At 66.9% G+C, this 20,939-nt stretch carries 12 protein-coding genes and 2 pseudogenes; 13 read left to right on the top strand and 1 reads right to left on the bottom strand.

The window, feature by feature from the left end; all coding sequences use genetic code 11:
• Positions 1 to 471 precede the first annotated feature (471 nt).
• Positions 472 to 948, bottom strand: a complete 477-nt coding sequence (locus tag EV375_RS00465; protein WP_486588202.1) for an SRPBCC family protein — start codon at positions 946 to 948, stop codon at positions 472 to 474.
• Between the two features lie 246 nt (positions 949 to 1,194).
• On the opposite strand from EV375_RS00465, the gene EV375_RS00460 reads away from it, so the two are divergent.
• The 13 genes and pseudogenes from EV375_RS00460 to EV375_RS00395 all read left to right on the top strand — a co-directional run bounded on the left by EV375_RS00460 (position 1,195) and on the right by EV375_RS00395 (position 20,524).
• Positions 1,195 to 1,674: an Lrp/AsnC family transcriptional regulator gene (locus EV375_RS00460; protein ID WP_130297658.1), complete on the top strand. Its 480-nt coding sequence runs from the start codon at positions 1,195 to 1,197 to the stop codon at positions 1,672 to 1,674.
• 859 nt (positions 1,675 to 2,533) lie between these two features.
• Positions 2,534 to 4,519 carry a DnaB-like helicase C-terminal domain-containing protein gene (locus EV375_RS00450; RefSeq protein ID WP_130297657.1) on the top strand — a complete coding sequence of 662 codons (1,986 nt, stop codon included), beginning with the start codon at positions 2,534 to 2,536 and terminating at the stop codon, positions 4,517 to 4,519.
• 737 nt (positions 4,520 to 5,256) lie between these two features.
• Positions 5,257 to 5,836 (top strand): annotated as a pseudogene (locus EV375_RS00445) (transposase); the annotation flags it as partial.
• Positions 5,837 to 5,892: 56 nt separating this feature from the next.
• Positions 5,893 to 7,130: pseudogene (locus EV375_RS00440) on the top strand (IS256 family transposase).
• A 378-nt stretch (positions 7,131 to 7,508) separates the two neighbouring features.
• The gene (locus tag EV375_RS00435; protein WP_130297656.1) at positions 7,509 to 8,648 is read left to right on the top strand and encodes a hypothetical protein; all 1,140 of its coding nucleotides are present in this window, start codon (positions 7,509 to 7,511) and stop codon (positions 8,646 to 8,648) included.
• A 455-nt stretch (positions 8,649 to 9,103) separates the two neighbouring features.
• Positions 9,104 to 11,977: an HD domain-containing protein gene (locus EV375_RS00430; RefSeq protein ID WP_130297655.1), complete on the top strand. Its 2,874-nt coding sequence runs from the start codon at positions 9,104 to 9,106 to the stop codon at positions 11,975 to 11,977.
• 1,342 nt (positions 11,978 to 13,319) lie between these two features.
• Complete coding sequence (gene casA, locus EV375_RS00425; RefSeq protein WP_130297654.1) at positions 13,320 to 14,900, top strand: type I-E CRISPR-associated protein Cse1/CasA; 1,581 nt, start codon at positions 13,320 to 13,322, stop codon at positions 14,898 to 14,900.
• Complete coding sequence (locus EV375_RS00420; RefSeq protein WP_165434661.1) at positions 14,897 to 15,481, top strand: type I-E CRISPR-associated protein Cse2/CasB; 585 nt, start codon at positions 14,897 to 14,899, stop codon at positions 15,479 to 15,481. Before casA ends, EV375_RS00420 begins: the two co-directional genes overlap by 4 nt.
• Entirely contained in the window at positions 15,478 to 16,740 is a 1,263-nt protein-coding gene (gene cas7e / locus EV375_RS00415; RefSeq protein WP_130297652.1) for a type I-E CRISPR-associated protein Cas7/Cse4/CasC, read from the top strand. Before EV375_RS00420 ends, cas7e begins: the two co-directional genes overlap by 4 nt.
• On the top strand, positions 16,737 to 17,534 hold the full coding sequence (cas5e, locus tag EV375_RS00410) for a type I-E CRISPR-associated protein Cas5/CasD (protein WP_130297651.1): 798 nt from the start codon (positions 16,737 to 16,739) through the stop codon (positions 17,532 to 17,534). Before cas7e ends, cas5e begins: the two co-directional genes overlap by 4 nt.
• Entirely contained in the window at positions 17,528 to 18,184 is a 657-nt protein-coding gene (cas6e, locus tag EV375_RS00405) for a type I-E CRISPR-associated protein Cas6/Cse3/CasE (protein ID WP_130297650.1), read from the top strand. The genes cas5e and cas6e overlap by 7 nt, the downstream gene beginning before the upstream one ends.
• Before the next feature lie 22 nt (positions 18,185 to 18,206).
• Positions 18,207 to 19,769: a Mu transposase C-terminal domain-containing protein gene (locus EV375_RS00400; protein ID WP_130297649.1), complete on the top strand. Its 1,563-nt coding sequence runs from the start codon at positions 18,207 to 18,209 to the stop codon at positions 19,767 to 19,769.
• Complete coding sequence (locus EV375_RS00395) at positions 19,766 to 20,524, top strand: ATP-binding protein (RefSeq protein ID WP_130297648.1); 759 nt, start codon at positions 19,766 to 19,768, stop codon at positions 20,522 to 20,524. Before EV375_RS00400 ends, EV375_RS00395 begins: the two co-directional genes overlap by 4 nt.
• Positions 20,525 to 20,939 lie beyond the last annotated feature (415 nt).

Raw genomic sequence — 20,939 nt, 5'->3', positions numbered from 1 at the left:
CGAGCCCTGTGGGCGTCATGTGGCTTGGGGCAGGCTTGGGGCAGGCTTGGGGTGCCGGAGTGGTGTCATGGACACCGGCGCACACTCCTGGGCTGCCCGGGCGGCCCGTCACCTCGCCCGTTGCCCGTCCCGCCGGTGTCCTGGGGCGCCTGGCGGGGAGGTTCGGGCTGTGGAGCGACAAACAGCAGGACGTGCTGGACCTGCTGGCCGTCGGCCCGGCGCGACCGTCCTGGAGACCGGATACGGGCCGGGCGCCCTGGTGCGTCTCCTCGCCGCCCGCACCGATGCCGTGGTGGCTTCGCAGTCGATGAGCGTGTGGGACGCTGCCGGGAGACGGCGCCGGGAGACGGCGCCGGGGGAGGCCGCCGGGGACGGCGCCGGGAGGCGCCGTCGGGCCCGAGCGCGATACAGGTCTGGAAGCACTGCCGGTTCCGAAGGCATCACCACTGCCCACCACCGTGACACGCATGCTCAACCAGGGTTTCCCCCCTGCGTTGCGGCGGCCAGCACACCCGCCAGCCGCCGCAGGGCACGCTGGTTGGCGCGACGCAGCAGCCACCTCACCACGGGCGCGGCCACCTCTTCGCTGCGGGGGGCACTCTGCCACGCGTACGTGAAGAAGACGCGTGTCCCGCCACCGGGAAGCTCTTTGAGGAGATAGGTGCCGGTCGCGACGCGGCGGCCGCCGGCGCCGGTGTTGCGCTCGACGATCCGCAACGGACGCTGCGCCGCCACGACTTCGATGTCGATGCTCTCCCGGCGACCCGCGACAGCGGCCGTCACGCGGGCCCTGCCCCCGACGCCGCGGGCGGGGCCGGAGCACTGCCAATCGCGCAGCATGTGATCGGTGAACTTCTCGTGCGCCGCGAGGACATCGAGGACGTCGTAGACCTCTTCGCGCTGCTGGGGCACCTCGATGTGCACAATTACCGGTCGCACGGAGCTCATCGTAGTCGGTGTGCGGGGCCCCCTTCCCGGTGTGGCGAGGGCATGCGGGTTCCGATCGTGGTGCCGATGGATGTGGGCGACAGCGCCGTTCTGCCTCAGCGCGCTGCTCAGCAGATTGCGTGACCGGGACGTCGGGACGACGATGACCGCACAATCATCGCCCGGTGAGCAGAGCAACCTGCTCACCGGGGTGGGCCGGCCGCGATAGCGAGGTGGGGCACAGTGACAGGTGAGAGGTGGGGCACAGTGACAGGTGAGGAGCCCCTGGACACCCTCGACGCGAAGCTGCTGCTCGCGCTCACCGACGAGCCCCGTGCACCCGTGGCCGCGCTGGCTCAGCGCCTCGGGCTCTCCCGCAACACCGTCCAGGCCAGACTCGGGAAGCTTCAGCGCCGCGGCGCCCTGCGCTCCTTCGAACGGTGCATCGACCCGGCGGCCCTGGGCTACCCGCTCTCGGCCGTCATCACCACGCGTGTGACCCAGCGCAGGCTGGAGGAGGTCGCCGAAGCGCTCGCCCGCATCCCGGAGGTCGTCGAGGTGGATGGACTCAGTGGTGAGAGCGATCTGCTGGTGCGGGTCGTGGCCACCGATGCGGAGGACCTGTACCGCGTCGCGGGCCAAGTTCTCGCGGCGCCGGGGGTGGAGCGCACGAGCACCGCGTTGGTGATGCGTGAACTGGTCCGTCACCGCCTCACTCCGCTGCTGCGGCGGAGTGCAGGGGAGTGAAGACCCGCCCGGCCACGCCGCCCGGGCGCAGGCCCACGGAAGGCAACTGTCGGCCACACTCGGTGCGTTCGTCGGTGTCAGCAGGCCCCCTTGGAGACTGACAGGCCCTCGACGGGGTGCACGCGAACTGTGGATCAGGCGCGCGCCTCGCCCCCCGACGGCGGTCGTCCTGACCTCGCAGCCGTGCAGCGTGCAGCGGACCTGTGCCGTGCCGGTCACGACGAGCCCCACGCCTGCAGGCACTGTGAATATCCGTATGACACGCAAAAGAGGGTGTCCGGGTCCGGCGGGAGAGAGGGCAGCAGATGAGGATCGCCGTCATCGGCGGAAGAGGACTCATCGGATCGCAGGTCGTGGAGCGCCTGAAGCATGCCGGGCACGAAGCAACGAAGTCGTCGAAGCCGCCGACGGCAGACATCTCAACAAGACCACCGCCCGCACGGCCGCGTCGGCCTTCTCGCAAAGGCGCCTGGTGGTGGCGACATCGCCGATCGGCTGACGTCAGGGGCTGCCGCTTTACCACGCGCTGCGCTCCTCACGCCGATCCGGGCCGCCTCGGCCCGCTTCGGCGGGGGCAGGTCCCGGGGCTGAGCAGCGCGCGCCCCCTGCTGACCTGACGCGTGCTGTGCTTCCGCGACATCATCATCCAACGCCGGCCGGCTGCCCGGTGACCGCTCTGTAGGAGGTGGCAGGCACCGACGGATACCTGCCACTCTTCTGATGCTGACCTGTCATCAGGCCTGACGTGACGATGATGCGTCCGACACGAGCAAATCCGCTGCTCCGACGCGTCGTTGCGACATGCATCGAGAGGTTAAGGTTACGGCTTACAAGTTGAGCTGTAAGGAGGTGGCCGGACGTGGCCACGGATGGTGAGGCCGGCCCTTACGGAACGGAGGCGGCTCGTAAGGCGCTGTTCCAACTGCTCGATGCGGGCGCCCCGGTGGTCATCACGCGGGAGTCCGGTGACACGGTCGCCCGGGCCGCCCTCACGCCGCTGGACGCCCTCACCATGCAGCAGCGCGAGGCCCTGCCCTCCTGGCCCTCCCACGGCCTCACCCAGGCCCGCCAGACACTGGGCAGCCTGGTGACGCAGGCCGCCGCCGGCGCCCCGCAGCGGCTGCGAAAACGCGCCCGGGACGTCGCCGTGCTGCTCCCCGTCGACGTCGAGGTGACGCCCCCCGCCGCGATCCCGGCCCCCGCGTCCGCGGCCGCCGCCGACGCGGGTCCGTCGACGCAGCTCTCACGCCTGGCCCGCCGCGCACGCACGCTGACCGCGCCCGCCGCTGCGCTCGATTCCCTCACCACCACCGGCCGCGCCGCCCTGTCCTACGGCCTGCCCGCCGTGGACGACGCAACCGGCGGCCTCCAGCCCGGCCGCCTCACCCTCATTGCCGCAGCCCCCGGCGTGGGCGGCAGCCTCCTCGCCGCATCCGCGGCCCGGGACGCGGCCGTCGTGCACGGCCGCACCGTCCTGTACGCCGCATCCGGTCCGAGCGCCACGGACATCTCCTGCCGCGTCGCCGCCGCCCACGCCGGCGCCAACTACCAGCTGCTGCGCGCCGGAACCCTCAACGCGCCCGCCGAGGTACGCGCCGCGATCGACGCGGCCCGCAACGTTCCCCTGTTCGTCGACGACGGAGACGACCTCGACATCGACGCGATCGCGGCCACCCTCGCGGACGTGGAGGGCCTGGCCCTCCTCGTGGTCGACCGCCTCCAGACCGCCGGCGACCCGTCCGTACCGCTCTCCGGCGACGCCCTCCCGGCCGCGACACGCGACCTGGTGCGCCTCGCCCGCACCCACCACCTGCCAGTCCTGGTCGCCGTCGACACCGACGACCCCGCCGTCCTCACAAGGCTGCGCGCGGACGTCGTGCTCCACCTCGAGCGCGACGGCGAGACCGCCCGACTCACCATCGCCGACAGCGACTTCGGCACCGACACCAGCAGCCCCACCGTCCGGCTGCGCCCCGACTTCCTGCGCGCCCGCTTCCTCGACGGCCCCCTCCCACAGACCCCTCCGCAGCCCTCTGCCGCGCCGCAGCCCCCGCCGGGGCCCAACTCCCCGGCGACGCCCACCGCGCCCACGACACCGGCCCCCACGGCGCGCCCTGCCACCTCCCGATCCGGCTCCGTCGACGCGGACGTAGCTGACCAGATCCGGGCCACCATCGCCGCCGCACTGGAGGCTGCCGGCGGGGACGCGGACGCCGCCACCAACGCTCTGATCAAACGCGCCGTCCCCGACGTGATGGGCTGGTTCGACCACACCCGCAAGGGCGGCCGCTACGAACACAGCTCCTTCCCGCCGGTCAATGACCTGCTGAAGAAGACAGGCCAGAAGTCCGGCGCCGATGCCGTCTGGGAAGGACGACTGAGCTGGAAGAACATGCCGCTGCGCACGAACGCCACACCCCGGGAGGTCACGGCGCTGGACGCGAACGCCGCCTACCTCGCCGCGTTCAAGACGCACCTGCCGATCGGACAGCTCACCCACGACACCAGCGGCCTCCACGACGCCAAGCGCGCCGGCATCCACCGCATCACCCCGCCCATCTGGGAGCACGACGATCTCCCCTCACCGCTGGGGGACCGCCGCAAGACCGGCGACGTGTGGATCACCGAGCCCACCCTGCGCCTCCTCCAGCGCTGCGCCCGGGACGGCCTGTGCGACGCCCCTGTCATCCGCGAGTCGTGGACGTCCGGGGCGACCGAGAACGTCCTGGAGAAGCTGCGGCGCACGCTCGCGCTGGTGCGCCGCGAGGCGATCGAGCAGGGCGACGACGTCACAGTCGAGTACCTCAAGGCCGCCTACTCCAAGTTCATCTCCACCATGTGCTAAGTCCCGTCGCGGTGTCATGAATGGCCAGCGATGCAATGTCCACTAGCTATGCATGCTGAGCCGCAGTTTTGGCGGGCTATGGATGGCGTAGAGCGAGAACCACTGGTGGCATGTGATGAGAAAATGCAGGAGTGCAAAGTGGGATGTGAAATAGCAGGTCGTGCTGAACTGCCGATTGCACTGACTGCCCTCAACAGTGCTTGTACTTTGTCTCTCTTGCCCTAACCCCCGACGGGGCCCGTCGACGTTGCACATCGGCCGGGAGCGTCCCGGTTGCGTCCTTGGAGGTGATGTACGGGTTCTACCTGATCCGGGGGTTTGCTCCCGGTAGTCGGTGTGGTGCCCGAACGTAGAACGGCCACCGGCTGATCCTAATTCGGTGTGGACAGCCTGGCGGGACCGTGGACGACGCTGCCGGACTGTTCGAGCGTTGGGACAGTGACGCCTTGGCTGATCCCGGCCGTTGACGCCTGCTCGAAGAGTGGCGCACGCTCCCGACGCTCCAGCGACATGGCGAGTCGGTGCTGGAGGGCCGTCATGGCTGCCACCACGCATGGTCCCTTGAGCTCGTTGGCGTTCGTGGTGCGAGCCCGCAGCGTGGTGACCTCTTGCATGAGTCCCGATCAGGGAGATCTGGCAGAGAGCGAGGCCCGCGCGGCGCGCTGGTGCCGCGAACGGCTTGTGAGATGTCGGACCGATCTTGAGTCCTGGAATTAGGTATTCGTGGCATCGACGCCGAGGCCGACAGGCTGCGGGACATCTTCCGCGGCGACTACGTCCACCAACCGCCCTTGGTTGAAGAGGCCCTCGGCCGGCAGATGCTGGCGGTGCTGAGGCAACTCGACGCTGCCTGCGACGCCGTCGCCGATCTCACTCAGGCGGTCGAAGACACCTTCCCCACGCACCCGGACGCGGAGATCCTCCTCAGCTTTCCGGGGCTGGGCCATCAGCTCGGCGCACGGGTACTCGCCGAGATCGGAGATGACCCTCACCGCTTCACCAGCGCCCGGCCTGAAGGCCTACGCCGGATCAGCACCTATCACCCGTGCTTCAGGCAAGAAACATCATCTCGGGCGTCGCGTGATCAAGAACGACCGGCTCAACCATGCCGGCTATCTATGGACCTTCTCCGCCCTGCGGGCCTCGCCAGGAGCCGCCGCCCACTACCGCCGCAGGCGTGAGGTCGGCGACTGGCACGCAGCCGCCCAACGCAACCTCTTCAACCGCATGCTCGGACAGCTCTACCACTGCCTCCAGACACGCCACGTGTTCGACGAACACATCGCCTTCCCCACCCAACTTGCCGCGGCCGCTTGACTCTTCGCATCGTGAGATGTCTTCGAGATGTTCGAGTCACGAAGGAGATCAGCACGATGACCGCATCCAACAGTGTGCCGCTGCACACGCTCACGGAAGAGAACCTCGCCTCGGCGAGTCCGGACCTGCTCCGTGCGATGATCAAAACGTTCGCCGACGGGCTGATGTCCGCAGAAGCCGACGCGGCCTGCGGGGCCGAGTTCGGCCAGGTCAGCGAGGAGCGCGTCAACCAGCGCAACGGGTACCGGAATCGGGAGTGGGACACCCGGGCCGGCACGGTCGAACTGGCCATCCCCAAGCTGAGGCACGGCAGTTACTTCCCCACGTGGCTGCTGGAACGCCGCCGCCGGGCGGAACAGGCGCTGATCTCGGTGGTTGCTACCGCCTACCTGCTGGGCGTCTCCACCCGCCGCGTGGAGAAACTCGCCGAGACCCTCGGCGTGACACAGCTGAGCAAGTCGCAGGTCTCGGCGATGGCCAAGCACCTGGACGAGCAGGTGACCGCGTTCCGCAACCGGACACTGGATGCCGGGCCGTACGCCTTCGTGTGGGTGGACGCCCTGACCCAGAAGGTCCGTGAGGGCGGCCGCATCATCAACATCCACGCGCTGGTCGCCGTCGGCGTCAACGCGGATGGACACCGGGAGATCCTGGGCATCGACGTGGCCACCGCCGAGGACGGCGCCGGCTGGCTCGCCTTCCTGCGCTCCCTTGTCGCCCGCGGCCTGACGGGCGTCCAACTGATCATCTCCGACGCCCACACCGGCCTGATCAGCGCGATCGGCGCAACCCTGCCCGGCGCATCCTGGCAGCGATGCCGCACCCACTACGCTCGCAACCTGCTCTCGCAGGTCCCCAAGACCGCCCAGCCCTGGGTGGCGACCTTGCTGCGAACGGTCTTCGAACAGCCCGACACCGACGCCGTCCGGGCACAGATGACGCACGTCCTGGACGCGCTGGAGGTGAAATTTCCCAAAGCCGCCGAACACCTCGACTCGGTTCAGAGCGATCTGCTGGCCTTCACCGCTTCCCCCGCGAGATGTGGAAGCAGATCTGGTCCAATAACCCCCAGGAGAGGCTGAACAAGGAAATCCGCCGCCGCACCGACGTCGTCGGGATCTTCCCCGACCGCACGGCAGTGATCCGCCTCGTCGGCGCCGTCCTGGCCGAGCAGAACGACGAATGGACCGAAGCCCGCCGCTACATGGGCCGCGAGTTCCTCGCCAAAGCCCGACTCCACCCGATCGACGGAGAAGGCGACGACTCCGCTCTCCCCACCGAACTCACCGCATAGCCTGACAACTGGATCGCCGTGTGGCCGTCGCTACACCACTCCAGCGGACGTGACCATAGGCCGATTCGCGGAGTCACCTGCGCGTGAAGGAGGGCCCTGCGCTGATAGTGCTGCCACGTCTCCCGGAGTCACCCCTGTGCGTGCGGGGAGCACGGTCTGCACAGTCCCCGTATTCCCCTGCGCCGGGAGCCTGCTGGCGGTAAGCAATATTTCAGGGCACCGAATGAGTCCATTGGCCACTACACTGTGTGATCCACGGGGCCCTATGCGGCGCACAGGCTTGCTGATGAGCGGACCGGCTCGGCGGCCGCAGGCTTTAGGCCGGGCCAGGGAATAGATATGTCGGCAGCCTGCCGATCGGACTCGGGGAGGGGGCGCATGGCGATCGTGGGTGTATCGGGCGATAAGCCGTGGACGGCCGGGCGGTGGCAGCGCGCGCAAGCTGCGGACCTAAGCGAATGGCGCTCCTCGACAAGGAGTCTTACAGAGCCACACTTGTCGACACTGTGTCAAGCCATCAGTGCCACCGCTGTCAGCCGCGCGTCCAGCGCCGTCGGGCTGGGAGCTCAACTGCCGGAGGTCCTGGGCCGCTGCGACGAGCTGGAGTTCGAGAGTGAGGATCAGGTGGTCGCGTACATGATCCTTCACTTGGCCGACCGGTATGGACGTGTGACACAGGTGTTGGAGAAGCTGTTCACCTTGGGGCATCTGCCAATCCGCCGCCGTGGTCTATCGGTCCTCGAAGTCGGGGCTGGGCCCGCACCGGGCCTGTATGCCGCACACGATTTTTACGATGACTTGAAGCTTTGGACTCAGACAACAGAGCAGCAGATCGAATTCGCCCCCGTGACACAGCCGCATGCACTGGACAGAGGTCCAGCTTGGAGCAGGCTTCTGCATGACCTCTCCGAACTCATCCAAGTCGAGAGAGCAGGGATACCGCACCCAACGGGCACTTTCCCATACGGAGTGAAATACCCAGAACTGACCGGGTTCTCACCCCGCCAGAAACACCTTCACGCTTTGCGTCATAGGTCGGAAGTCATGGTCGATGAAGACGACATCAGCCCCGGCTTTGCGCGGCAATTGGCACAAGAAGAGGGTGTTGGCGTGCCCAGCGCTTACGACCTGGTGATCATGTGCAACTTTCTCACGAATAAGACTGCAGCCGAGAGGTTTCGTGAGGAGATCCGAAGTCTAAGCAACAGCCTCACGCCCGGTGGTCTACTCATTGCGCTCGGCAGTTCATCCGGCCAGTACAGCAGGATCTGGGAAGACGTCCTCAGGCTCATGCGCGGCACTGGGCTCGCTTCCATCAAGGGCTTTGAGGATCCGATCGCTGCTAACGCTAAGCCTGAGCGGGCAACTCTAATTCGCCAGCAGGTGCACAGAGATCTTGATGCAATTCGCCTCGGCGGCGGCTCACTTCCGTCGAGACTGTCCAATCTCGACAGTGACTATCGTTTCTCAAACTTCAAAGCACTCGTTTGGAAGAATCAGCGGCCACCTAAAAGATGACTTGAGTGCTGGCGGAGAGCAATTCTGCTGGCCGGGGGTAACACCGTCGGCCTCGTGGTGCGGGTGCCGCAACATTGCTCGAAGACCCCTGCGCGTGCGGGGAGCACGTAGTAGTTGTGGTCTCCTCCGTGCTTGTGCTCGAGTCACCCCTGCGCGTGCGGGGAGCACCAAGTTCTTCCTGTGCGTCACCGCTGGCGCGAGGAGTCACCCCTGCGCGTGCGGGGAGCACCCTCCGTGACGTGCAATTCTTCTTCGGGGTTGGTGGTTCTGCGGATACTTTCCCGGGCCCTGACAGACGATGCGCTTCGAAGATTCTGTCGTACTTGGCGGCGGGTACGCGCTGGTTTGGCCTCGTCGGGGTGAATCTGCTCTCTTGTTCCCGCAGCTTTCACCGGTGCGTGGTAGGCCGGGGGGAGTTCGCTGCGGTGTGCCGGGAGAGAGAGGGGTGAGCGGGCGTGGGGGTGGTCGAGGATGCGCGTTTTGGCGGTGTTCCGCTGAGCCCATGGGGGAAGTTCGATGAATCCCAGGTGCTCGTCTACCCGCTGTTGTTTCACATGCTGGATGCGGCCGCGGTGACTCTGGTGTTGTGGGACTGCTTTCTCAGCGCTGGGCAACGACGCGTCATTGCTGAGGGGCTTGGTCTGGCGGAGGAGGAGGCGAGGAGCCAGGCGGCCTGCACCGCTGGAGATCACGATGTGGGGAAGCTGTCATCGTTTCAAGAGCGGGAAGCTCATCCCTGGGCGCGGGTGGGTGAGGAACTGCGGGCTGACACTGCCGGATGGCAACGTATCGGGCATGCTCGTGCATCCATGGAATGCGGCCTGGAGTTGCTTGCCGAGGCAGGGTACGAGGCAACGACCAATGCCAGTCCGGCCGTTCGGATTGCTCAGGTTCTGGCAGGTCACCACGGCCGGTTCCCTCAAGTCGACGTGCACGGGACAGCAAGTAGTGCGCGTGTGCGGGCCGGCTTGGGTGGGCCAGCTTGGCAGGACCTTCGGCGTCGCTATTTTGCCCTGGTGCGGCACTTGAGCGGAGCTAATGAGGCGCCGACCCGTGTCTCGGTTCCGGCGGCCGTGTTGCTGAGTGGCCTGACGATCGTCGCTGACCGTCTGGTCAGCCAGCATCGCCACTGGACGGCCATGGCGCAGATGCCGGCCTACGGGGCGGCGGAACACTGGGCGCGAGCCCAAGCCGCGGCTGGCCCTCTGGTGAAGCGGGCGGGGCTGGCGCGGACAGCTCTCCCCGACGGGTTGCCCTTTGCAAGGGTCCATCCTCCCGCTCAGAGCCCTAACGTTCTGCAGGCGTCGGTGATGAAGCAACTGCCTGACATCGTCTCCCAGGAGGGCCCGGGCATCCTCGTTGTCACCGATGGCACCGGCGGGGGGAAGACCACCCTGGCACTGGAGGCTGCCCGGATCTTCTCCAGCCACGGCGGCAGCGACGGGGCAGGGTTTCTGCTGCCCACAACTGCCACGGCCGACGGCGTCTACGATGTAGTCGAGCGATACGTACGCGCGCACGGTCCCCGCCACGTCCCGGTGTCTCTGGTCCACGGCAACAGCTGGCTCAACGCTTCCTATATTGAGGCGCAGTTGAGCGCACTCAGCCGAACCACATGCGATGAGGAAGGCGACGAAGAGCTAGACCAGCAGGATGCTGGCGCAGAAATCCAAGACGGGCACACTCATCCTCCAAGGTCTGCCACTGCACCCAATGGGTTTCTCCGCGGCTGGGACCAAGCTTTGCTCGCTCAGTTCACCATCGCCACGATCGACCAGGCCCTGATGGCCGTCTTGCCCACTCGGTTCAACACACACCGACTCCTGGCCCTGTCCGGCAAGACCATCGTCATCGACGAAGCACACGTCTTCGAACGCTTCACCCAAACCCAGATCCACCGGCTCCTGACGTGGCTCGGAGCCATGCGCTGCCCCGTGGTCATCCTCTCGGCCACACTCCCAGCCCATTCCAGCAACGAACTCGTGACCGCCTACCTCTCCGGCGCAGGCCACCGACGACGCCACCTGACTGCCCGCGACTACGCACCGCCCTATCCCGGCTGGCTTTACGCCAGCGCCAGCCAGGCACAACCGCACACAGTCGACCCGGAAGTGAGGCACACACACGCGGAAACCCAACGCCGCACCGCCCACCTCACGACAGCCGCAGCAACCTACAAGCCCCTAGGCCACCTGAAACGGACCATCACCCCCGACGAACGACTCGCCCACATCAGACAAGAAATGGCGCCACTCGCAGCACAAGGCGGCTGCGCCGCCATCTACTGCGCCACAGTCGCCGACACCCAGGACACCTACCAGTACCTGCGCCACACCCTCGACCTGCAATCAGACGAACTGACCCTCCTGCACGCCCGCCTACCAGGCCACCGCAAAGAAGCACAGCTGCGCACGATCCGCTCCCGACTGGGACCTGACGGCTCGCGACCCCACCGGCTCGTCATCGTGACCACCAGAATGCTCGACGTTAGCGTGAACATCGACCTCGATCTGAGCATCAGTGACCTAGCCTCCATGGCGCTCCTGCTCCAACGCATGGGCCGGCTATGGCGCTTCGAGCACCTGTGGCGCGGCGGCACCAAACGCCGACCTGCCTGGCTCCAGCACCAGGGCCCACGCATGACGGTGCTACGACCGGCCATTGAAGGCCGCACGAAAATCCCGGCGAACTGGCGCACCCTCGAGCCAGCCTTCCTCACTCACGCCACAGCGGACTGCCTAGAGGCCTCACCGCACCTCGCCGTCACCCTCCCGCACGACGTACCTCACCTGGTCGAATCGATCCACGGCCACCAACCCACCGCGGAGACCGAAGAACTACAACGGCACCTGATCACACGGCACCACACTGACCAGGCCGAGCAACACCTCAGCGAGAACCACCTCATCCCCCCACCCCGCCAGGTCTCCTCCCTCGCAGACCTGCACCGCCAATACCTCACCACTGCCCACGCCGTCACCCGCGTGGGAACACTCCCGCGTCGCCTCCTGCCCTGTTACAGGAAGGCCTCCGGCCCTCTGACGCTGGACCCCGAGGGGCACCAGCCCCTACCTCAGACCCTCGCTGCTCCTGGTACTGCACGCACGGTCCTCCAACACACCCTCCCTGTCCCTGCCGCCTGGGTCGCCAATAATCGACGTGCCGGCTACCCCGTCCCCGAGGGCTGGCGTGACCACCCCCTGTTGGCCGACCTGATCCTGCTTCCCCACGAGAACGGGGGGCCCGATGCGTGGCATCGCTTCGGGCCGCATTCCCTGTGCATGGACACCGAGCTTGGTCTCCTCCACCGCGACCGCCGACGTCGCTAGCCCCATCTCGCGAGGCTGACGCAGTTGGAAGGTTGCAGACCTGCCAACGCCGCCGACCGCGGCCTTAGCTATGCACGAGATGTTCCAGGTCGCAACTGGAGGCATCGGAGTTCCAATTGGTGAGGATTTTTGCCATCTGCAGGATGCAGCGTCGAGTTCGGAACCGAACAGCAGGACTCACAATTTCCAGCACCTGCACCGCAGCCATCTGAGCCCCCTCTGTCAGCAGTGAGCTCCAGCGAGCCGCCAGCGGGAGTCGCCCTGTGCGTGCAAGGCCGCGATACCGTTCTGCGAGCCATCGAATCTGCCTCACCCCCGCAGGTGCGGGGATCACGACCTGGCGGTGGTCGATGAGGCGCACAGAACGGAGTCACCCTCGCGTTTGCGGGGAGCACGCCACCAGCGCAGTCGCACTCAAGCAGCAGGGCGAGTCACCCCTGCGTGTGCGGGGAGCACGGCCACGAGGTCCTCAATCCGCCGGGCGCCGCCGGGCGCGGTCGAGTCGTCACCCTCACGTGTGCAGGGGAGCGGGTCGTGGCCGGCTCGGGCACGTCGTCTCGTGCTAGCTAGGTAGAGGCCATTCCCGTGTTCGCGATTAGAAACGAGAAACCCTCCGTGACGTGCCCTTCTTCTTCGGAGCAGATTGTTTTGGGTACTTGCCTGACAAGGGGAATTCTGTCCCGGGACTGCAGCGAATTGGCAGTAGTGCAGGGCTCGTTGGAATGAATACGAACTCGTCCCCCGTGGCCGCGTCCGCGCATATGGTTGGCCGCCGGTAGCCAGCAGCCTGGGGGTGTGCACCGCCACCCTGGCTACGGGATTGGTGGACGAGAGCATCGTCCACCAGGTGCCGGTACCGATGGGCGTCACTCGGCGGCTCTTCCAGAAGCTGCTGTCCGCCCACGCGGGCTCGCCTGGTTGGGCGGTACCGGTACTTGGGGTGGGGCACTACCAGCTGGAGCGATGGCGTCGGTCACGCCTGCAGAGAGCCTGGGAGGTCCTTTTGACGCGCCCGCCTGTCTTCGCGCAGTCAATGGCGCACCTCCCGTGACATCCCCGCCTGAATGAAGTCGCTGGGGAAGATGCAACGAAAGGGACCGCAGGAAGAAGGGGATCTGTTCTCTCGCAAGGTTCTGTGTGGTCCGGGAGCGCGCGCACTGTACACCTCGCGCCTTCCTCAGGTCCTGCTCTCGCCCCCTCCCGGCGCGATCGTGTGATCGATGCTCGTCCGACCTGGCGAGACGCTGCTTACGTAGCCGCACGCCGTCAGCCCGTCGACCTGCCCAACTGCCAGCCGTGCCCTGGTTCCTGCACCAACGACCGTGCGGAGCGCCCCATGCCTATGGCTACGCCTGATGCCCCCCACCCACCGAGCCCGCCCACCTATGCAGTCGACACCGAGCCGTGCATCCCCACCCGCACCGGCCGACATCACCAGTCCTACGGCCTACGCGACCTATTGCTGTACGCGCACGACATCGAGGACCTCGCGCTGCCTCTCCCACCCGCAGCGTCAGCCCTGCTGCGGGTCCTCACCGCGATCGTCGCCCGCATCACCGGCCTCGACGATGACGAACTGAGCGCCGACGAATGGAACGACCAACGCCGCACACTGCTGCAACAAGACCCCGGCTTCGACCCCGACGCGATCCACGCCTACTTCGACCGCCACATCTTCGACCTCTTCCACCCCACCCGGCCCTTCCTCCAAGACCCCACCCTGACCAGGGAATGCCCCCACACCTCAGGCATCAACACCCTGATCTTCGGCCGACCCGCCGGCAACAACCTCCTCTGGCTCAGCCGCCACCACGACGCTGACCCCCAACCCGCCCCCACCCACGAAGCCTTCTGGCACCTGCTCATCCACCACTACTACGGCGCAGCCGGCCAATGCACACACCGCGCTACCACCCCCGGGCACACATCAGGCACCGGCAGCGCCGGGCCACTACGCAGCAGCGTCTCCTTCCACCCCCTGGGCCGCACCCTCTTCGAGACGCTCCTCGCCAGCATCCCCAAACACACCGGCACCCCTCACACCGCGCCCGACAACTGCCCCTGGGAAACCGACGCTCCGCCCGACCCGAAAGCCCCACCCGCAGCCGTCACTTGGCCCGGCGGTCTCCTCACCGGACGCTCCCGCCACGCCCTACTGCTCATCCCCAACCACGACGGCACACAGGTCACCGACGCCTACATCACCTGGGCCACCCAACAACCCAAACTCCCGGCCACCGACCCCTACGTCATCACCGACACCAACCCACAAGCCCCCATCACGAGGCGCCGCACCATTCGACGCGCCGACGCGGACCGCGCCTGGTGGCGTGACCTGGACGGCCTGGTCCTCGCCAACGACGAGACCTCCAGCTTCCAGCGCCCGCCCGCCTTCGACACCCTCAACGACCTTCCCCCCGAGGTCCGCTCCACGCTGCGGGTACGCGTCCACGGCTTCGACCAGGACGGCAAGACACAAAATCGCTGCTGGTACACGGCACTGACCCCACCGATCCTGCCCTGGTCCCAAGAAGGCGACCCTGATCTCGCCCAGCACATCGCCGACTGCTGCCGCACCGCAGAACATCTCGGCCGCGAACTGACCACAGCAGCCGCCCGGGCCTGGCAGGCCACCAGAGGCAGCGATCGCGCACAGAGGCTGAACCGCACCTGTACCTGGGCCGTTCAGTCCCGCGCCACCTACTGGAGACGAGCGGAAGCCACCTTCCACCGTCTCCTGACCACCCGAAACTCCGCGGCCATCGGCCCCGCCTTCACCGCCGACGCCATCGCCAGCCTGCGCGACACCACCGCGCCCGCGGTCATGCAACACCGCAGCGCTGCCCGCGCCGTAGCCCAAGCCATCGGCCACCTGAGGAAATGCCACACCCCAGCGACGCCAGGAAGGCACGACGCCGCATGACCGTCGCCAGCACCGAGCAACGACGCAAGCACTACGACACCTTCGTCACCAACATTGCCGCCCTGTGCCATCAAGCCGGTATCCGGGCCGACTTGAGCAGCGGCCTGGGCCGTCCCGTCATCGAATGCTCCCGCCTCCACCGGCACCTGACCTCCCTTCAGGCCGGCCACACAGGCAAACGCGCTCACTACACCGTCGCCTCACTCATCGCCCTGAACGGGTCCGAAGCAAGACCCTCCCAGCCCACCGCTGTCAGCAACAACCACGCTGCCGCCACTCAGCGTTCCTGGTACACCCGCCCCAACCTCGGGACGACACTGGCTCACTCCCTCACCCGGGGCCTGATCAGCAACTCCCGGGCGCACAGCTGTCTGGAGACCTTCGTCCGCCTGGACGACGAGCAACTCCACCCGCGCCTGCCCGGACTCATCACCTACCTGGGCCCTGGCGCACTCACCGACTGGGCCGTCCTACTAGCGGACCTTGCCTGGTGGGACTACGACCGCAACGCCATCGGATACCGCTGGCAGGAAGCCTTCTACCTCACCCTCGACCGACAAGCAGAGGACGATGTCCAGTGAACGCTCGCTACCTCGACCTGCACCTGCTGCACCAAATTCCCGCTTCCTGCCTCAATCGCGGCGACTTCGACGAACCCAAGACCATGCGCTGGGGCAACACCACCCGCTCCTATGTCTCGCCCCAGTGCTGGAAACGCACGGTTCGCCACACCATGGAAGAGGACCTCGGAGAACACGCCGCCCGCACCCGCCTCCTACCGCAGCGAGTCAGTCAAGCCCTGCAACAAGACGGCTGGCCACAGGAGTTGGGTGACTTCGCGGCCACACAGGTCGCGCGCTCCGCAAACAGCAAAGGCCTCAAGACCGACACGGAACAGCCCCAGCGCACTCAAGCCATGCTCTACCTGCCCCAAAGTGCCCTGGACGACCTCGTCGCCCTGTGCGAGAAACACCGCCCCGCACTGGAAGAAGCCGCCGCTGAAGCTGCCGCCCAGAAAGCCGCACAAGCCGCAGCCGAGAAGGCTGAAGCCGCTACTGCAAGCGAAGAACTCGATGACACCGCAGACTTCAACCGCACCACCAAGAGGAACAAGAAGCAGCCGCCCGCAGCGGTGCTGCCCACCCAGCACGTCGCCGCCATCATCCGCAGGCGCACCGCCACCATCAACCTCTTCGGCCGCATGCTCGCCGAAATCCCCCACGGCCACGTCGAAAGCGCCCTCGACCTAGCCCCCGCCGTCACCGTCCACGCCAGCGACCGCCAGCCCGACTTCTTCACCGCCGTAGAGGACTGGGCCACCCCCGATACCCGAGGCACCGCTCACCTGCACACAGCCTTCTTCACCAACGGAATCTTCTACCGCTACGCCACCCTCAACCTCACCGAACTCACCACCAACCTAGGCGGGAACACCACCCACGCCCACGAGGTCATGCGGCTGTTCCTCGACACCTACATCTACAGCCTCCCGCAGGCCAAGAAGACCGCCACCGCACCACACACCCTGCCCTACCTCGTCCACTACGCCGTCCGCGACCGGCGCCCCATCTCCTACGCCGCAGCCTTCGAAGAACCCACCCGCGCCGCCCCAAGGGGAGGCTTCACCGACCCCGCACGCAACCAGCTGTGCGAGTACGCCGCCGCCATCAACCGCCTCACCGGCAAACGCCACCTGATCGCCCACGGCCACACCGGCACCCACGACGAACCCGCACCCCACCTGGGCGATCACCACCTCAGCTACGACGAACTCATCGAAACCAGCACCACCGCCGCCAGCACCCAACAGGCCCCGGCCCACAACGCGGCCGCCGCATGAGCGGCCTCCTCCTTCGCCTAGCAGGCCTGTGGAGCTCCTACGGCACCCACGCCACCTTCCAATACCGAACCACCACCCCCCACCCCACCCGCTCCGCACTCATCGGCATGTTCGCCGCAGCCGCCGGACGCCCCCGCGAAACCGCCCTCGAACCCCACCACCAACTCCCCGGAGCACCCCGCTACACCGACCTGCAATTCACCATCCGCATCGACCGCCCCGGGAGACTCCACACCGACTTCCACACCGCCGGCGGCGGCCGCCCCCACAAAGCCGGCCTACGCACCAGCTCAGGCGAATACCGACCCGCCAAGAAATCCACCTTCACCACTCACCGCTGCTACCTGACCGGCGCCGCCTTCACCGTCGCCGTACACGGCCCCACACCCCTGCTGCACCACATCGCCGACCACCTCATCCACCCCCACCACACGCCCTACCTCGGCCGACGCGTATGCCTCCCCGACGAACCCCTCGTCCTCAGCCCACCCGTCGCCGACCCCCTCACCCACCTACGTCGACACGTGCCCCTCACCACCAGCCAGCCCCCAGCACCGGGACAAGACACCATCCCCGTGGACTTCCTGTGGGAAGAACCCCCAACCCCCGCCCGGGCCCTGTCCCACTACGACATCGCCGACGAACCCACCAACTTCCACCCCAGCCGGCGCAGCCACCTCTCCCGCCCGCTGTACCGCACAACCGAAGACCTCCCCACAGCCCTCTACGCCGGCCCCCAGCCCCTCGAGAAACTCACCGACTACATCCTCGAAGGCGGAACCACCCCGTGCTAACAACCCCCACCGAAACCGTGACGCTCACCCGCATCCACCTCAACCGACGCAGCAAAGCCGTACGCGCAGACCTCGCCGACCGAGCAGGCCTGCACCGCACCCTCATGCGCCTCGCACCCGACAACCTGGGCACCAACCCCCGCCAACGCGCCGGCATCCTCTTCCGCTACGAACCCGACCCCCACAACCCCCTCCTGCTGATCCAAACCCACCAGCCCCCCAACCTCGCCGCCCTCCCCACCTTCTACGGCCCGGCCGACACCCAACCCCTGGCGCCCATGTTCCACGCCCTCACACCCGGGCGAGCAGTCCACTACCGCATCACCGCCAACGCCATCCGAAGCCAACCCAGCCCCCCACGCACCCACCCCGAACAACGACGCCAACGAGGAAAGATCACCGCCCTGACCGGCGCAGACGCCCTCACCTGGTGGACACGAAAAGCCGCCCAAGCAGGACTCACCATCCACACCACCGACAGCCAGCCCCACCACTTCCCCCGTCACCACCGCGCCCCCTTCCACCGCCTGACCACCTTCCAAGGCCACGCCACCATCACCGACACCACAGCCCTCACCCACGCCCTTCTCCACGGCATCGGCAAAGGCAAGCCCTACGGAGCCGGCCTCCTCACACTCGCCCCCGCCTGACCCCAGCACCCCCGGAGCGGAAATGCCGCAACTACCCCACAACACCGACACGCTCCGCGAACAGGCCGTGAGACGCCTCCTCCACCTACGCGAACACAACGAACTCACCAACACCCTCATCCACGCCACGGCCCAAGCCTTCGGAGTACACCCCCGCACCATCCACCGCTGGATCACCAACGCCCAAGCCCACAACGGCACCTACACCCCCGCACCGGCCCGCCGCTTCACCCTCACCCCCCACATGCACGACGTCCTCGCCCAGTGGTGCGGCAACGTCACAGCCGCCCACCGCGACTTAAGAGAACAACGCGACAAGGACGACGCACCGCTGCCGGCGCTCGCGACATTCCACCGCGCCGTCACCCGCGAACTCACCGCTGGCCAACTCGCCGGACTACGTGGGGGAGAGGCAGCCCGCCGACGCTTCGACGTCCACGGCACCCGCGAACGTGGCCACCGCAACGACGCTTGGGAGGCAGACCACGTCGAAGCCAGCGTGTGGGTCAACGTCGACGGACACGTCCGCAAACCCTGGATCACCTGGTTCATCGACGCTGCGCACGACGCCATCGCAGGCCTCGCTGTCACACCACAAACGGCCCACCGCGGCAGCATCCTGGTCGCCCTCCGCGACTCCCTGCTACGCCACCCACCACACAGCCCCATTGGCGGCATCCCACGAAAGGTACGCGTCGACGGCGGCAAAGACTTCCTCAGCAACGCCCTTCGCGACGCGCTCGGCGCCCTCGCCATCGAACTGGTCGAACTCCCACCTAGACGCCCCGACCTCAAAGGCTCCATCGAAGCTCTCAACGGAGCCGTCAAGAAAATGCTCTTCCGCGGCATGCCCGGCTACACCGAGAAACCCACAGCAGACATCAAACCCCCGGCGCGCCCCCCGGCCGAAGACCTGCTCTCCCTCGAGGCCTTCATTGCGCACCTCCTGAACTGGGTCCACCGCTGGAACACCGAATACACCAAGGACGCGCTAGGCGGCCTCACCCCCGCGCAGGCATGGGAAGCAGACCCCACACCCATCTACGACGTCGACCCCGCGGCTCTCCACACCTACACCCTCGAACGCCACGGCACGCCACTCACCATCACCTCCAACGGCGTCCGCTGGAGCAAACGCAACTACGTCGACGACTGGATGCACGGCCGCGGCGGCGACAAAGTCCACCTGCGATACGTGCCCCACCAGTACGACCGCGTCGAACTCTACGACGCGAAAGACGACCGCTACCTCGGCCCCGGCTTCGCTACCGAAGACCTCGCCCCCGAAAAACGCCGCGCACTCCAACAAGCACGCGCCCGCGAAGCCAGCGAACTCAAAGCCCAACTCAAGCGAGCAGACAAAGCTCGCAAAGCACGCTTCGCACCCCAGACAACCCCCGGCCCGCCCCGTGAACAGCACCCCCTGCCCACGCAAGACGTAGAACAGCAACTACGCGAACTACACGCCTCCGACCTCGCCAAGGCCACGCGCCCGGACTACTTCCCCCTACCTGACCCCTCGCCCGCTTGGCAATCCAACGTCGAACAAGACCCAGACGCGCCCACCACAGAAGGCGAGCCGTGACCCTCAACACAACACCCAGCGACCACTACCTCAACCTGCCAGGCGCCCAACTCGTCCCCACCACCGCCAGTCTGACGACAGGAGACAACCTCACCACCGTCCTCTCCGCGAACGCCATGATGTGCGTCCACGGCCCCAACGGCTTAGGGAAGACGCTCGCCGTCAAAGCCAACCTCCGCGACCAAGCCCCCAATCACACAATCTGGCTGCACCTCACCTCCCGCAGCCTCCCCACCATCCGCACCGCCCTCTTCACCCAACTCCAACTCCCCGGCGACCCACCCACCAAAGCCGCCACTGCAGACGCCCTCCTCACCGAGACCCTCAACCAACAGCCCCACGTGCTGGTATGCGACGAAGCCCAACAACTCGACACGCCAGCATTCGAGTACTTCCGCGCGCTGTGGGAGACCACCACCAATGTCGCCGTCATCTTCATCGGAGCCGAAAACTGCTACCGCAAGATCAGCAACCGGCCCGCACTCGCCTCCCGCATCCTGACCTGGCAACAGTTCGAGCCGCTCAGGCCCGAAGAAGTGCTGCGCGTCATCCCGCGTTTCCACCCCGTCTGGGAGCCGGCAGACCCCGAGGACCTCCTGTGGGTCGACGATCTCGCCTGCCACGGCAACTTCCGCAACTGGGCGAAAGTCACCTTCCATCTCCAAGACGCCCTTCACCGACGCCCCGACGAAAAACTCAACCGAGAGCTGCTTGGCTGGGTCTTCAGCCGCCTCGACAGCAACGTGCGACGCTGACCAACCCCACGGCCTTGGTGCCGAAGGGTCGATCATCGGCCGTAGGTGGGCCGAAGTCTGGTCCGCTGCTGCTGGAGGGGACTGCCCTGCAGGCGAACCAGGGCCACGAGCTACGACGTCGCCGCTGTGCCACTACGGGAAGGCGTGCAACCTCGCGTAACACTAAGGAGTTGTCTCACGTGGCAATATTTCGCGAGCCTCTTGTAGCAGGTCAGGGCGGCTGCCATGGTCAGGCCTCGGCATGCCAGTCGTTGCCGACCACGTACGGAGCTTGAGACCAACAGCGGTCCATGGCAGGCATGCTGCCGCATGATCGATGAATTCGCGAAGACACCTGAGCATGCCGACATCGCTCAGACCTGTTGGTTGTGGGAGCAGCTTCCGGTCTGAGGTGCGGTTGTTTGGGGTGGACGAT

Source organism: Streptomyces sp. CNZ301, from assembly GCF_004217425.1.
The sequence above is the reverse complement of the archived record's forward strand: the minus strand, read 5'-3'. Positions and strand labels throughout refer to the sequence as shown.

What these genes read in the sequence shown, in the direction of transcription:
- EV375_RS00400 (WP_130297649.1), top strand. Translation starts at nt 18,207, where the DNA reads ATGCCGCAACTACCCCACAACACCGACACGCTCCGCGAACAGGCCGTG.
- casA (WP_130297654.1), top strand. Translation starts at nt 13,320, where the DNA reads ATGGCTACGCCTGATGCCCCCCACCCACCGAGCCCGCCCACCTATGCA.
- EV375_RS00435 (WP_130297656.1), top strand. Translation starts at nt 7,509, where the DNA reads ATGGCGATCGTGGGTGTATCGGGCGATAAGCCGTGGACGGCCGGGCGG.
- EV375_RS00465 (WP_486588202.1), bottom strand. Translation starts at nt 948, where the DNA reads ATGAGCTCCGTGCGACCGGTAATTGTGCACATCGAGGTGCCCCAGCAG.
- cas5e (WP_130297651.1), top strand. Translation starts at nt 16,737, where the DNA reads ATGAGCGGCCTCCTCCTTCGCCTAGCAGGCCTGTGGAGCTCCTACGGC.
- EV375_RS00420 (WP_165434661.1), top strand. Translation starts at nt 14,897, where the DNA reads ATGACCGTCGCCAGCACCGAGCAACGACGCAAGCACTACGACACCTTC.